A 13,970-nucleotide genomic window follows, 5' to 3' on the forward strand; every position below is an offset into this window, starting at 1 on the left:
TTTAAAAGAGATAACGCATGGTTAACTATCTCAGCAATAACACTTTTATTATTTCTTATATTTTTAATCCTTATATCATCCCTAACAGATTCTATTTTTCCGATACCATCAATCCTTTCCATTCTATTTATCATTATTATCGCCATATCATTGAGTATGGTAGTTTATCTCCATGTGAATAATAATCGAAAGTTTACTTATTTTTTGTATGAAAGAGGCGTGCGTATTTTTGATCATGATAATGGCAATGTATTTTTCACTCCATTTAATAAAATACAATACATCCATAAATATCAGACAGGCATAAATCCTAATGGTAAAATTAATACCATGGCATTTCGCACATCAAAAAATAAGCGCTGGAATATTATCGTTAATAACATAAATAATGCTTACCCACTGATTAACACAATTATTCATCACCAAGTTATACATATTGGCATCATCAGCTTAAATAACTTATCGCTAGGTCAATGTGTTGTATTTGATCTGATTAAAAACAATAACTATTGGCTAAACCTTCCTATACTCAGCGATCTTTTAAATCTGATGAAGTTGAGATGGCTTCAGATGGATACAGTTCCAGTGTCGCTAAGTGCACACACATTAGTCACGATAGACAGAATTATTTGTATTGAAGATATTTTTCGTATCGAAATCGCCCGTGAAAAACGCCATGACAAAATAAGGTTATTTGACAAAGATGGTAACATACTATTTTCGTTGGATTATTCAGCATTGATAAACGCAGATCTTTTTATTGCGTTGATTGAGCACATGATTCAAAACCGTATTCCAGCCTATTACGAATAGAATAAGATGAGTGCTATTATTCTTGCTGAATACGAATTGCTGTAGGTGGTAGACCAATTTGTAAAACTGTAGGTTGATACTCACTTTGACTTTCAATTTTACTGGCTAATTTCTTGGCTAATAAAAAACCGACACTAGCTCCCATAAAAGCACCGAGAGCAGTAAAAGCATCGGTGATAAAGAGAGTCTGAAATAAGGCTCCACCACCAATTAACCCGACTAGTGGGGTTAAATAAACCAAAGAAGCAGAACGTAATAAGCTGCCCTCACTGATCCCAACTTCGACTTTCTGCCCTGGTTCTAGTGGTTGCAAAATTGCTATTTGTAGTTGGTGATCAGTTTCCGGTCCTAACTCATTTAATAGGTGGCCACCACACCCACTTCGGGCATGGCAACTTCCGCAACCTGCCTGAGGTTCACAACGTAAAAGCGCAATGCCATTATTCCACGAGATAACCGTGGCCCATTCTTTCATCATTTTGCTGACCCCAAAACCAAGCTATCAGCAATACGTTTCGCCGTTGCTGGAGGCAATTCACCGACGACAGTGATTTCGACATTATTACGAGCTTCCGTATGAACGGTACGACGCCCCTGACGCAAAGATTGTTCTGAAGGAACATCTTTACCCAGTGGATTTATATTCACCGAAAAACTAAATAAGCCATCGCTATACAACCGCGATTCTGTTGGCGTATCCATATTCGGCAATGTACGGCGACTACGCGAAACCTCGGTAACACCTTCGGGTAACCAACGCAGGGACCAAGCAAAATCCACTTTATTCTTAGCAGGTAACGCCAGTAAAGGGGGTAACGACAGTTTGACTAAATCTTTTAGAATCTCTTGGATCGGCTCTCCGACAGCAAAAGAAATCACCCGAAACTGTTCAAGCGTTTCACCATCTTTGTCTAACAGGTCGACCCGCATTGGAAGTTTAGTTGTTTCATCCATCCAAATAATATAGCTATACCGGGTGCTGTCTCGGGATACCACTCGAATAACCTGACAGGGTCTATCCGCGATACGAGCACGACCTAGCGCAATGTAATTATAGTATTTCGATAGTTTTTCAAAATCAGGGAAGACAACAGAGGGCAATGCATCAACGATATGCTCACCGGCAAGGGTGAAAGAGTCAAAACCTGGCTCGAAATAACTGATTTCATTTCCACGCTGTAGGATTTCAGTTCGTGGACCATCCATACGCAGTAATTGCGCCAAGGTTTTTTTATCTAAAATAGCATGTCGATAGCGAAGAGAATCAATCCCTTGCTTATTAACATTGATATACGATAGCTCATAGTTGAGCGACTGGCTGGCATTGCTCATTTCCTGCAACATAGCTATCGGCGTGGTTTCCGCCGAAGCTAGTGTTGGCATGAATAGGCTGCCCGCCAATAAACAAACGGAGAACCAAAATTGCTTCATTACTGCTGTTGCATTCCTAAGGACTGAGTTCCTGGGACTTGAATTGCAGCTTGCGTTGATGTCGAAGGCTGCTGCAACACATCAGTTTGTGGTAAACGACGTTGCAATTCAAAATCTTGCAACTGGGTCATCATATTGACGCGTCTACGTTGCTCTTGAACTTGATGCTGTTGAGATGTTCCGAAAGAACCATCAGCAGGCACACCAAAACTCACCGGTGAGGCTTTGCCCATCATCGGTAATGTATTAAACGCCGGTGACTCAGGCTGTAAATTGCCAGATGTAGGCTGGTTATACTGCTGTACCCCAACAATAACGGCAAGCGAAACACAAGCTGCCACACCCACTTGAGTAATCTGGCTGGCCCAAGGGCGAACTTTGTGCCAGAAAGGCATCTTCTGCCAAGTATGTGGTTGTGGCTGAGATTCAGGTACAGCAATAGGAACAAAACGAGTTGGCTCGTTTTTGAGCGCTTCTGCGACACGGCTGGCGATATCTAGGTGCAAGACTTCACCAACGTCCCCCCGCAGGGTGTCACGGATTAAGTGATAGCTCTCCCAGCTTTGCTGTAGCGTTTTATCTTTCGATAAAGACCCCAACAGCTCACTATCAAGAGTTTCTCCGTCCATCAGAGCGGAAAGCTTTTCTTTCTGCATGCCAAATACCCTTTATGTGTCCGCTTATCGCTGAATTAGCGGCTGAACTTTGTTATCGATAGCTTCTCTGGCACGGAAGATACGGGAACGAACAGTACCCACCGGACAGTCCATAATTTCGGCTATCTCTTCATAGCTTAGACCATCTAACTCCCTGAGTGTAATCGCCATCCGGAGATCTTCAGGAAGTGACTCTATGGTTTTAAAAACTATCTGCCTCAATTCTTCAGACAACATTAAGTTCTCAGGGTTCGATATTTCTTTCAATGCACCCGCATTTTCGTAATTTTCAGCATCATTTGCATCCACATCACTGGATGGCGGGCGCCGCCCCTGAGCGACTAAGTAATTTTTTGCTGTGTTAACAGCAATACGGTAAAGCCACGTATAAAAAGCACTATCGCCACGGAATGATGCCAATGCGCGATACGCCTTAATAAAAGATTCCTGCACGACATCAGGGACATCGCCCTGAGGTACGTATCGGGATACGAGGCTCGCAACCTTATGCTGGTATCGAACTACCAGTAAATTGAACGATTGCTGATCACCTTTCTGGACCCGTTCAACCAGCATCTGATCCGTTAACTGCTCGCTCATCCGAGGTGAACTCTCCCGAAATCTATCCCCATGCTAAAAATAGTACTGCCAGCCATAATGTTATTTTCCTGAGCAAGCACACGCTTGGAGTCCATAAAAATTGCAAAGTTCCATGTTGCCAGATTTTTTGTCTGAATATTATTTAGACATCTTATAGCCATAGCTTTTGCGCTGGCAGATAGGCTAACATGAAATTCACTCTTCTTCTGCACACATCATACGATATGCAATCATCATCTGAACACGTTAGCGATGTATTGATCATCGGGAGTGGCGCTGCCGGTTTATCATTAGCTCTGCGCCTCGCACCACATTGTAAAGTCACCGTTCTGAGTAAAGGGCCACTGAATGAAGGAGCCACTTTTTATGCTCAGGGAGGTATAGCTGCCGTTTTCGATGAAACCGACAGCATCAGTTCCCACGTTGATGACACCCTGATCGCCGGGGCTGGACTTTGTGACAAAGACGCCGTCGAATTTATTGCCAGCAATGCCCGCTCTTGCGTGCAATGGCTAATTGATCAGGGCGTGCTGTTTGATACTGAAACCAGTGCCAGCGGCGAAGAACGCTATCACCTCACTCGCGAAGGCGGGCATAGCCATCGCCGTATACTGCATACCGCTGATGCGACAGGTAAAGAAGTAGAAACTACCCTCGTAGGTAAAGCAAGTACTCACCCTAACATTTTAGTGAAAGAACGCTGCAATGCTGTCGATTTAATTACGTCGAACAAAATCGGCCTGACAGGGACTAAACGTGTTGTTGGCGCTTACATTTGGAACCGAGAGCTAGAAAAGGTTGAAACTTTTAGGGCCAAGGCCGTGGTGTTGGCAACTGGTGGGGCTGCAAAAGTTTATCAATACACCACGAATCCAGATATCTCCTCTGGTGATGGTATTGCCATGGCTTGGCGCGCAGGATGTCGAGTCGCCAATCTGGAGTTCAACCAATTTCATCCTACTTGCCTGTTTCATCCGCAAGCACGTAACTTTTTGCTGACTGAAGCACTACGTGGTGAGGGGGCTCACCTTAAGCGCCCTGATGGTAGCCGTTTCATGCCTGATTTTGATTCGCGAGGTGAGCTAGCGCCACGTGATATCGTCGCTCGCGCCATTGACCATGAAATGAAACGGCTGGGCGCGGATTGCATGTATTTAGATATCAGCCATAAACCCGCTGATTTCGTGATACAGCACTTCCCGATGATTTACGAAAAACTGCTGTCATTGGGTATCGATCTGACCAAAGAAGCTATCCCTATCGTACCCGCCGCCCATTATACCTGTGGTGGTGTGATGGTCGATCAGCACGGGCGTACCGATCTAGATGGGCTATATGCCATCGGTGAAGTCAGCTATACCGGTTTGCATGGCGCGAATCGCATGGCGTCCAACTCTCTACTTGAATGTTTAGTTTATGGTTGGTCTGCCGCTGAAGATATTCTCACGCGCTTACCGCATGCCAAGCTGGCTAAGCATTTACCGGACTGGGATGAGAGTCGAGTCGATAACTCGGATGAACGTGTTGTTATTCAGCATAACTGGCACGAATTGCGCTTATTCATGTGGGACTACGTCGGTATCGTCCGCACCACTAAACGCTTAGAGCGAGCCTTGCGCCGAATTAACACCTTACAGCAGGAAATTGATGAGTATTATGCCAATTTTCGGATCTCTAATAATCTGCTGGAGTTACGTAACTTGGTACAGGTTGCTGAGTTAATCGTGCGCTGTGCAATGGAACGTAAAGAGAGCCGTGGTTTGCACTATACACTCGATTACCCCGAGCAAATAAGCGATCCAAAACCGACTATCCTTCATCCTTAATCCATATCTGGGCGCAGTCAGCGGATTGCGCCCAACTTGCTTCTTATCTCATCAGCCTTAAAACATCACTAATAATTAAGATAAAAATCACTGATGAGTGCGCAGAATTCGGGTGAATAGACGCCTTCAGATTGGCGCAGATCCAAATGCTGGTAGTCTGTTGTTCCGAATTGACGCGATAACGTCAGTAACATCCGGTGCAATGGTTTACCAGGACGATCCCTAATATCAACCCGGGAACGGGTAAACCAGCTTTTTTGCTCTGCTAATCGCACGAGTTCGACACCTAAATCATGAGGTAACACGACACAAAACACGCCATCCTCAGTGAGGAGTTTCTCAGCGCAATCTAATAAAGCATCATGTGTTAGAGAACCGGTATAGCGTGCGGTATCGCGAGCTTCATCCCGACAAGCGACAGCCGGTGCAAAATAAGGTGGATTACTAACAATGAGGTCATATTGATGAAGGTGATTTTTGGCAAACTCATGTACATCTTGGGCATAGATATTTACCCGTTCAGCCCAAGGTGACAATGCCACGTTACTGCTTGCTTGTTGCGCTGCTTCAGGTTCCAATTCAACACCATCAATAATGACTTCTGGTGATGAACGTTGTGCAATCATCAAGGCAATTAACCCACTACCGCAGCCAATATCCAGTGCTTTGCGGGCTTTTTCTACCGGTACCCAAGCGCCAAGCAGCACACCATCAGTACCTACTTTCATTGCGCAACGATCGTGCGCCACAAAAAATTGCTTAAAAGTGAAGCCACCGCCACGCAATACTGGTTTTTTTTTCAATTGTTCGCTCACATTAGTCGCCAGAATCTATAACCGGCGTAGCATAGGGCAATATGATTGAAGGGAAAAGACATCAATACCGCTTAAACAGGTGAAGAATTCGGCTAACCCGTCTATAATCGGCGCCCCAAGTAGAGGAAGACCATGACTGTAACCAATTTTTCCGAACTCGATCTCGATGAACGCCTGATTGACGCACTGCGCGAAAAGGGCTATGAGCGCCCAACCGCTATCCAAGCTGCTGCTATTCCGCCAGCGATGGATGGGCGTGATGTTTTGGGTTCGGCCCCAACAGGTACTGGCAAGACTGCCGCCTTTTTGCTGCCTGCTTTGCAGCATTTGCTGGATTTCCCACGTAAAAAATCTGGCCCACCGCGAATTCTGATCCTAACGCCAACCCGTGAATTAGCCATGCAGGTGGCGGATCAAGCGCGTGAACTAGCCAAGCATACGCAACTGGATATCGCGACAATTACCGGTGGTGTGGCTTATATGAACCACGCGGAAGTCTTTAGTGAGAATCAGGACATTGTGGTTGCTACCACAGGCCGTCTGTTACAATACATCAAAGAAGAGAACTTTGACTGTCGGGCAGTAGAAACCCTGATTCTGGACGAAGCTGACCGTATGTTAGATATGGGCTTTGCACAGGATATCGAAACCATCGCGGCAGAGACCCGCTGGCGTAAACAAACATTGCTGTTTTCAGCGACGTTGGAAGGTGAGGCCATTCGTGAGTTTGCAGAGCGCATCCTTGAAGAACCAGTAGAATTAGAAGCCGACCCTTCTCGCCGCGAACGCAAAAAGATTCAGCAATGGTACTACCGTGCAGATAATATCGAGCACAAAACAGCGTTGCTAGTGCACCTGTTAAAACAACCCGAAGTGCAGAAATCCATTATTTTCGTGCGCACACGGGAAAAGGTACACCAACTCGTCAGTTGGCTACGTGAAGCTGGCATTAACGCTTGGTTCCTCGAAGGCGAAATGGTTCAGGCTAAACGTACCGAAGCCGTTATTCGTTTGAGTGATGGTCGTGTCAATGTATTGGTTGCTACTGACGTCGCTTCACGTGGTTTGGATATCGATGATATTAGTCACGTATTTAACTTTGATCTGCCGCTAACCGCTGACGTCTATCTTCATCGCATTGGCCGCACTGGCCGCGCCGGGCGCAAGGGTGTTGCTATTTCACTCGTTGAAGCGCATGACCATTTATTACTGGGTAGAATCGGACGCTATCTCAAAGAACCGTTGAAACCACGCGTTGTTGATGAACTACGCCCAACCAGTAAAGAGCCAAGTGCAAAATCAACCGGTAAGCCATCGAAGAAAGTTTTGGCTAAGCGTAAAGAGCTAAAAGAAGCCAGCAAAGAAAAAGCGAAGGTAAAGGTACGTCACCGCGATGCTAAGAACGTGGGTAAACGCCGCCAGCCGAAGGCAAAATCGGATACCTAAGGTACCGACTGATTCAATGCACTGACTAAAAGCCGCTAATCAATTGCGGCTTTTTTATTAATAAAAAAGGGAGCCGAGGCTCCCTTAGAATTATCACAAAGAAATCGTTGTGATAAAGAATTACAAACTTTCAGTGAAAGTACGAGTAATCACATCACGTTGCTGTTCTGGTGTCAGTGAATTGAAACGCACGGCGTAACCAGAGACACGGATAGTCAGCTGAGGATATTTTTCTGGGTTTTTCACAGCATCTTCCAACGTTTCACGGCGCAGAACGTTAACGTTCAAATGCTGGCCACCTTCAACACGCACTGTAGGTTGCAGTTCCAGTGGAACTTCACGATATTCGATCTGACCTAATTCACTTGCTGGTACGATCTGGTCCTCTGCGTAGCCTGATTTAGCACAAACACAACGCAGTTCATCTTTTTCACTATCCAGCAGCCAGAAAGAGTTCAACAGTGCTTCATTGCTAGCTTTAGTAATTTGAATACCAGTAATCATTTGGGGCCTCCGTAATACGGCTAAAATTCCTAGGGGGAAAAACCATTTTGGTTATTTGGTAAAACCATTGTTGTCTTATTGTTCTATATACCAGTCACACAGATGCGATTCCTTGATTTAAATCAACATTTTCACCACGCGAATGAGAGTGGCGTTGCCAAATTTATGTTTTATATCAATTTTATCAACCACGCTCATAGCAATTTTTTTTGTAAATTTTAAACATTTTTTATATTCAGTGGTCAAAAAAACATCATCACATCACAGACTCAGGTTTAACAGTTTCGCTCGTAGGATTGAACCGGTAAGCTAACGCACATCAACACCTTACATAAATCAAGGAGTGTGTTTATGTCCGCCTCCCTAAGCTGGCACGATGTTATCGGTCAGGAAAAAGAGCAGCCTTATTTTAAAGATACATTGGCCTATGTAGCTGCGGAACGTCATGCTGGGAAGATTATTTATCCCCCGCAAAAAGACGTGTTTAACGCGTTTCGTCTCACGGAATTAGATAGGGTTAAAGTGGTTATTTTAGGCCAAGACCCGTACCACGGACCTAATCAGGCTCATGGACTATCATTTTCAGTGTTACCTGGCGTCCCTGCCCCGCCATCTTTAGTGAATATGTATAAAGAGCTAGCAACAGATATTCCAGGCTTCGAGCGCCCTAATCATGGCTTTTTACAAAGCTGGGCCGAGCAAGGCGTGTTATTACTCAATACAGTACTCACCGTCGAAGCCGGCAACGCGCACTCTCACGCTAACCTCGGCTGGGAAACCTTTACCGATAAAGTGATTGCAGCGCTGAATGAGCACCGTGATGGGGTGATTTTTATGCTGTGGGGTGCCCATGCGCAGAAAAAAGGCCGAATCATCGATACTCAACGCCATCATATTCTGAAAGCGCCGCATCCATCACCACTCTCCGCACATCGTGGCTTTCTCGGCTGTCAGCATTTCTCACAAGCAAACGCATTGTTGCAACAGCAAGGTTTACCACCAATTGACTGGCAACCCAAACTGCCGTCCTAAGAAAAATGGCCTAACTCACTAATAAAATTCATAAAAAAGGCACCTAAAAGGTGCCTTTTTCACGTTAGAGCACCTTAAGCCTTCGCTTTAGATACCGCAACCATCGCTGGGCGTAACAGGCGGCCATTCAGCGTATAGCCTTTTTGCATCACCATCATCACATTGTTAGGTTCGTGATCGGCAGATTCAAGCATCGTCATTGCCTGATGAACTTCAGGATTAAATGGAACGTTAGTCTCGCTGACAACTTGAATGCCGAATTTACCAACCGCATCAAGTAATGATTTCAGCGTTAATTCAACGCCTTCGATCATCGAAGTCAGTTCGGTATTCGCTTTGTCAGCTGTATCTAGCGCCCGTTCCAGATTATCGATAACTGGCAATAATTCAGCAGAGAACCGTTCCAAAGCAAACTTATGTGCTTTTTCAACATCCAATTCAGTACGACGACGGATATTCTCAACTTCAGCCTTGGCGCGTAGCAAGCTCTCGCGCTCACGCTGTACAGCTGCAGCCAACTGCGCTTCAAGCTCGACAACACGCGGATCTACACCTTCACCCGTCTCTTGTGTTGCTTCCACTTGTTGCTCTGCTGCATTTTCCATTTCTTCCGAGACTTGCTCGTTTGGTGTTTTCTGTTCTTTACTACTCATGGATATCTCCGCGTTTTAGCATTAATCTCGCTACTTGGCTTATTATGGGGATCAAAACCGGGGATTCAAGGGAACCGGTCATAATGTGGGGTAAAAGATGCCCCCAGTAAGGAAAATCACGGCAATGAATAATAAAAGATTCAATTGTATTGGTATTGTCGGTCACCCACGGCACCCGGCCGCACTTGCCACCCATGAAATGCTCTACCACTGGCTAAACACCAGAGGTTATGACGTAATGGTTGAACAACAAATTGCAAAAGATCTCAACCTAACAGGTGCTGTCACTGGCAGTTTGGCTGAAATCGGCCAAAAAGCAGATTTAGCAGTCGTCGTCGGCGGTGATGGCAACATGCTTGGTGCTGCTCGCGTACTGGCCCGCTATGATATCAAAGTGATTGGCGTCAACCGCGGCAATCTGGGTTTTCTCACCGATTTAGACCCGGATAACGCTCAACAACAACTTTCCGATGTGTTGGAAGGTGAATACATCAGCGAGCAACGTTTCTTACTGGAAGCCCAAGTCACACGCACTGCTCAACAGAGCCGTATCAGCACAGCAATCAACGAAGTCGTTTTGCACCCCGGCAAAGTTGCACATATGATCGAATTCGAAGTCTATATCGATGATCGCTTCGCATTCTCTCAACGTTCTGATGGCCTGATCATTGCCACGCCAACCGGTTCGACGGCTTACTCTCTTTCCGCTGGTGGCCCTATTCTTACCCCCACACTGGATGCCATCGTTTTGGTGCCAATGTTCCCCCACACCCTGACAGCTCGCCCACTGGTTATTAATAGTAGCAGTACCATCCGCCTGAAGTTCTCGCAAATTACCAGCGACCTGGAAATTAGTTGTGACAGCCAGATAGCGTTGCCAATTCAAGAGGGGGAAGAGGTACTCATCCGTCGCAGTGATTTTCATCTCAACCTAATCCATCCTAAGGACTACAGCTATTTCAATACGTTAAGTACAAAACTAGGTTGGTCAAAAAAATTATTCTAAAAAGTGCCTTAGGGACTTTACTGTATATAAAACCAGTTTATACTGTATTCAAATACAGACATGTGTTTATGTACAGGAGATTTACCATGCTGGCCCAATTAACCATCAGTAATTTTGCAATTGTGCGTGAGTTAGAAATTGATTTTCAACCCGGAATGACAGCAATTACTGGCGAAACAGGGGCAGGTAAATCCATCGCCATAGACGCATTAGGCCTATGTCTTGGTAGCCGTTCAGACGGCAGTATGGTCCGCTTGGGTGCAACACGCGCTGATATTTGCGCTCGATTCTCACTGGTAGACACCCCTTCAGCCCGACTGTGGTTGGAAAATAACCATTTAGACGACAGCAATGAATGTCTATTGCGACGTGCCATTGGGGCAGATGGCCGCTCAAGGGGCTTTATTAATGGCACAGCAGTACCTTTGTCGCAATTACGTGAGCTGGGCCAACACTTGATTCAGATTCACGGCCAGCATGCCCATCAATTACTGTTAAGACCCGATCACCAGAAACAATTGTTAGATGCTTACGCAGGTCAATCAATACTTTTGTCTGAAATGAAAGCAGCCTATCAAATCTGGCATCAAAGCTGCCGTGCTCTAGCACTTCATCAACAGCAATCACTGGAACGCAACGCGCGCCATGAATTATTGCAATATCAACTGAAAGAGCTGAATTCATTTGCCCCGCAAACAGGGGAGTATGAACAGATTGATATTGAATACAAACGCTTAGCGAATAGCGGTCAGTTACTATCAATCAGCCAACAAGCCTTACAACTACTCTCAGACGATGAACAAAGTAACATTCTTAGCCAGCTTTACTCTGCTAAACATCAGTTAACCGAACTGGCGAGTATGGATGAGCAATTTAATAATCTGCTTAATATGCTGGAAGAAGCCTCGATCCAAATTAGTGAAGCGAGTGATGAGTTACGCCATTATGCAGAACAGCTAGATATGGACCCTAACCGCCTTTATGAACTAGAACAACGACTATCCCGCCAGTTAGCTTTGGCTCGCAAACACCATGTTGCGCCGGAAGAACTTCCGCAATTCCATCAGCAATTGCTCGATGAACAAGAACAACTGTCACAACAAGAAAGTGATCACGAACAACTCAGCCATGAAGTTAATACTCACTACCAACATGCCCTCACTATCGCCAAACGTCTGCATGAGGAACGCCAGCATTATGCTGATGAACTCGCGACATTAATTACTAAAAGCATGCATGAGTTATCAATGCCACACGGCAGCTTTACTATTGATACTCACTTTGAACCAGAACACCTCAGTGCTGAAGGTGCAACTCGGATTGAATTCTGTGTCACCACCAACCCAGGCCAACCACTGCAACCGCTGGCAAAAGTCGCCTCTGGTGGTGAACTATCTCGCATCGCCTTAGCGATTCAGGTCATTACAGCGCGTAAAATGGACACTCCTGCACTTATCTTTGATGAAGTCGATGTGGGTATCAGTGGGCCAACCGCAGCCATCGTGGGCCGCCTGTTGCGTCAGCTTGGCGAGTCAACTCAAGTCATGTGCGTCACTCACCTTCCGCAAGTTGCCGGTTGTGGTCATCAACATTTCTTTGTGAGTAAACAAACCGACGGCACTGAGACAGAAACGCACATGCACCGGCTAGATAAAAAAGCTCGCTTGCAAGAGTTGGCGCGCCTTCTAGGGGGTAGCGAAGTGACGAAAAATACCTTAGCAAATGCAAAAGAATTGCTCGCAGCGTAGAAAAGATTAACTTTTTTCCTTTCTAGAGGTCATACAGGTGCTCTGTAAAGGTTTCCAACTGCTGCAAGGTCTATTATCATCGTCATACTACGCCCTAAAGGAATGTGATTACTATGCGCTGTAAAATGCTGACTGCCGCCGCTGTGATGCTTGCGATGCTTACTGCGGGTTGTTCAACACTGGAGAAGGTGGTCTACCGGCCTGATATTAATCAGGGTAACTATTTATCACCTAATGATGCATCCAAAATCCATAAGGGTATGACCCAGCAACAAGTGGCATATACCTTAGGCACCCCAATGCTACAAGATCCGTTTGGTACAAAAACTTGGTTCTATGTATTCCGTCAGCAACCTGGCCACGAGAAAGTGACGCAGCAAACATTGACGTTGACCTTCGATAGTAGCGGCGTACTCACTGATATCAAAAACGAGCCAACGTTAGCAGGGAATTAATTTTTCCGAAGATTGCCATTTAAATTGAAGAGACGAATTCTGGGTAGGATGATTACATGTTGGGCCTGTTGGTATTAGTGGCAAGGTGTAATAGAGCCTGGTTGTTCAATAGCAATCTGGGGCAGCAACAAAAAATAAGGCGCGTATGTGCCTTATTTTTTTGCGTGCTCAGCGCGCTGGCGGCGTAGCTCTTTAGGATCAGCGATAAGTGGGCGATATATCTCAACCCGATCACCATCATTCAATTTATCGCTAAGTTTTACAGGCCGACTGTAGACCCCCACTTTATTTTTGGTCAGATCGATATCTGAGCGCAACTCAAGCAAACCCGACGCATTAATAGCGTCCTCGACAGTACTTCCCGCTACAAGTGAAATAGAACGGAGATATTGGCGTTCAGGTAAGGCATAGACTACCTCAACACGAATATCAGACACTATAAACCTCTTTCGCCCGCTGAGTGAATGCCTGAACCATATTCCCAACCAACTCTTTGAATATCTTACCAAAAGCCATTTCTATCAGCTTGTTGGTAAATTCAAAATCCAAATGCAACTCGACTTTACAGGCGTCTGCACTCAGTGGAGTAAAATGCCACCCCCCCATTAGCTTACTAAATGGCCCATCCACCAGTTGCATATTGATGCTCTGGTTATCAGTTAATGTATTGCGCGTCGTAAACGTTTTACTGATTCCAGCTTTGGCAACATCAACGGCTGCTGTCATTTCATTTTCGGTGGATTCAAGTACACGACTTCCGGTACAACCTGGTAAAAATTCTGGATAAGAACGAACATCATTAACCAGTTGATACATCTGTTCTACGCTGAATGGAACCAACGCAGAGCGGCTAATCTGTGGCATATCATTTCCTGTGAGACATAAAACGCACAGATAATACCATTTATCTGCCGCCAGACAAAAAATCTGCTATGCATTCAGTGCAACAAATGAGACAAAATGCATCGGCTTCCTGCGGGAAAGG

General features: G+C 45.4%; 16 protein-coding genes. 7 read left to right on the top strand and 9 right to left on the bottom strand.

The annotated features are described in order from the left end of the window. The coding region (locus tag BN68_RS16195) for a hypothetical protein (RefSeq protein ID WP_019212215.1) at positions 1-813 on the top strand (813 nt) is incomplete at its 5' end. Between the two features lie 16 nt (positions 814-829). Here BN68_RS16195 and rseC read toward each other — a convergent pair. Genes rseC through rpoE form a run of 4 tightly spaced genes read right to left on the bottom strand, consistent with a single transcriptional unit; the run spans position 830 to position 3,500 of the window. Further along, a complete protein-coding gene (gene rseC, locus BN68_RS16200) occupies positions 830-1,291 on the bottom strand; it encodes a SoxR-reducing system protein RseC (protein ID WP_019212216.1) in 462 nt (153 codons plus the stop codon). Continuing rightward, the gene (gene rseB, locus BN68_RS16205; RefSeq protein WP_019212217.1) at positions 1,288-2,244 is read right to left on the bottom strand and encodes a sigma-E factor regulatory protein RseB; all 957 of its coding nucleotides are present in this window, start codon (positions 2,242-2,244) and stop codon (positions 1,288-1,290) included. Before rseB ends, rseC begins: the two co-directional genes overlap by 4 nt. Beyond that, entirely contained in the window at positions 2,244-2,900 is a 657-nt protein-coding gene (gene rseA / locus BN68_RS16210) for an anti-sigma-E factor RseA (protein ID WP_019212218.1), read from the bottom strand. Before rseA ends, rseB begins: the two co-directional genes overlap by 1 nt. A gap of 24 nt (positions 2,901-2,924) precedes the next feature. Further along, positions 2,925-3,500, bottom strand: a complete 576-nt coding sequence (gene rpoE / locus BN68_RS16215; RefSeq protein ID WP_019212219.1) for an RNA polymerase sigma factor RpoE — start codon at positions 3,498-3,500, stop codon at positions 2,925-2,927. Between the two features lie 224 nt (positions 3,501-3,724). Here rpoE and nadB point away from each other — a divergent pair, with 224 nt between their 5' ends. Beyond that, positions 3,725-5,326 (top strand): L-aspartate oxidase, encoded by a 1,602-nt coding sequence (gene nadB / locus BN68_RS16220; protein ID WP_019212221.1) that lies wholly within the window; start codon positions 3,725-3,727, stop codon positions 5,324-5,326. A 68-nt stretch (positions 5,327-5,394) separates the two neighbouring features. Here the strand turns inward: nadB and trmN are convergent, their stop codons facing one another. Further along, positions 5,395-6,141: a tRNA(1)(Val) (adenine(37)-N(6))-methyltransferase TrmN gene (gene trmN, locus BN68_RS16225; protein WP_019212222.1), complete on the bottom strand. Its 747-nt coding sequence runs from the start codon at positions 6,139-6,141 to the stop codon at positions 5,395-5,397. Positions 6,142-6,273: 132 nt separating this feature from the next. On the opposite strand from trmN, the gene srmB reads away from it, so the two are divergent. Further along, positions 6,274-7,587: an ATP-dependent RNA helicase SrmB gene (gene srmB / locus BN68_RS16230; protein WP_019212223.1), complete on the top strand. Its 1,314-nt coding sequence runs from the start codon at positions 6,274-6,276 to the stop codon at positions 7,585-7,587. Positions 7,588-7,707: 120 nt separating this feature from the next. Here srmB and grcA read toward each other — a convergent pair whose 3' ends face one another. Beyond that, positions 7,708-8,091, bottom strand: coding sequence for an autonomous glycyl radical cofactor GrcA (grcA, locus tag BN68_RS16235; RefSeq protein WP_019212224.1), 384 nt, complete (start codon positions 8,089-8,091; stop codon positions 7,708-7,710). 351 nt (positions 8,092-8,442) lie between these two features. Between grcA and ung the strand changes: the two genes are divergently transcribed. Next, a complete protein-coding gene (gene ung, locus BN68_RS16240) occupies positions 8,443-9,123 on the top strand; it encodes a uracil-DNA glycosylase (protein WP_019212226.1) in 681 nt (226 codons plus the stop codon). Between the two features lie 74 nt (positions 9,124-9,197). Here ung and grpE read toward each other — a convergent pair whose 3' ends face one another. Beyond that, a complete protein-coding gene (gene grpE, locus BN68_RS16245) occupies positions 9,198-9,776 on the bottom strand; it encodes a nucleotide exchange factor GrpE (RefSeq protein WP_019212227.1) in 579 nt (192 codons plus the stop codon). 124 nt (positions 9,777-9,900) lie between these two features. Here grpE and nadK point away from each other — a divergent pair, with 124 nt between their 5' ends. The 3 genes from nadK to bamE all read left to right on the top strand — a co-directional run bounded on the left by nadK (position 9,901) and on the right by bamE (position 12,985). Next, the gene (gene nadK / locus BN68_RS16250; RefSeq protein ID WP_019212228.1) at positions 9,901-10,782 is read left to right on the top strand and encodes an NAD(+) kinase; all 882 of its coding nucleotides are present in this window, start codon (positions 9,901-9,903) and stop codon (positions 10,780-10,782) included. Between the two features lie 86 nt (positions 10,783-10,868). Continuing rightward, a complete protein-coding gene (recN, locus tag BN68_RS16255; protein ID WP_019212229.1) occupies positions 10,869-12,530 on the top strand; it encodes a DNA repair protein RecN in 1,662 nt (553 codons plus the stop codon). Between the two features lie 113 nt (positions 12,531-12,643). Continuing rightward, positions 12,644-12,985, top strand: a complete 342-nt coding sequence (gene bamE / locus BN68_RS16260) for an outer membrane protein assembly factor BamE (protein WP_019212230.1) — start codon at positions 12,644-12,646, stop codon at positions 12,983-12,985. Positions 12,986-13,137: 152 nt separating this feature from the next. Here the strand turns inward: bamE and BN68_RS16265 are convergent, their stop codons facing one another. Together BN68_RS16265 and BN68_RS16270 are read right to left on the bottom strand one after the other, a co-directional pair. Continuing rightward, a complete protein-coding gene (locus tag BN68_RS16265) occupies positions 13,138-13,422 on the bottom strand; it encodes an RnfH family protein (protein WP_019212231.1) in 285 nt (94 codons plus the stop codon). Further along, on the bottom strand, positions 13,415-13,849 hold the full coding sequence (locus BN68_RS16270) for a type II toxin-antitoxin system RatA family toxin (protein ID WP_019212232.1): 435 nt from the start codon (positions 13,847-13,849) through the stop codon (positions 13,415-13,417). Before BN68_RS16270 ends, BN68_RS16265 begins: the two co-directional genes overlap by 8 nt. Positions 13,850-13,970: the final 121 nt, after the last annotated feature.

The sequence above is a fragment of the Yersinia massiliensis CCUG 53443 genome, from assembly GCF_000312485.1.
Taxonomy (GTDB): Bacteria; Pseudomonadota; Gammaproteobacteria; order Enterobacterales; family Enterobacteriaceae; genus Yersinia; species Yersinia massiliensis.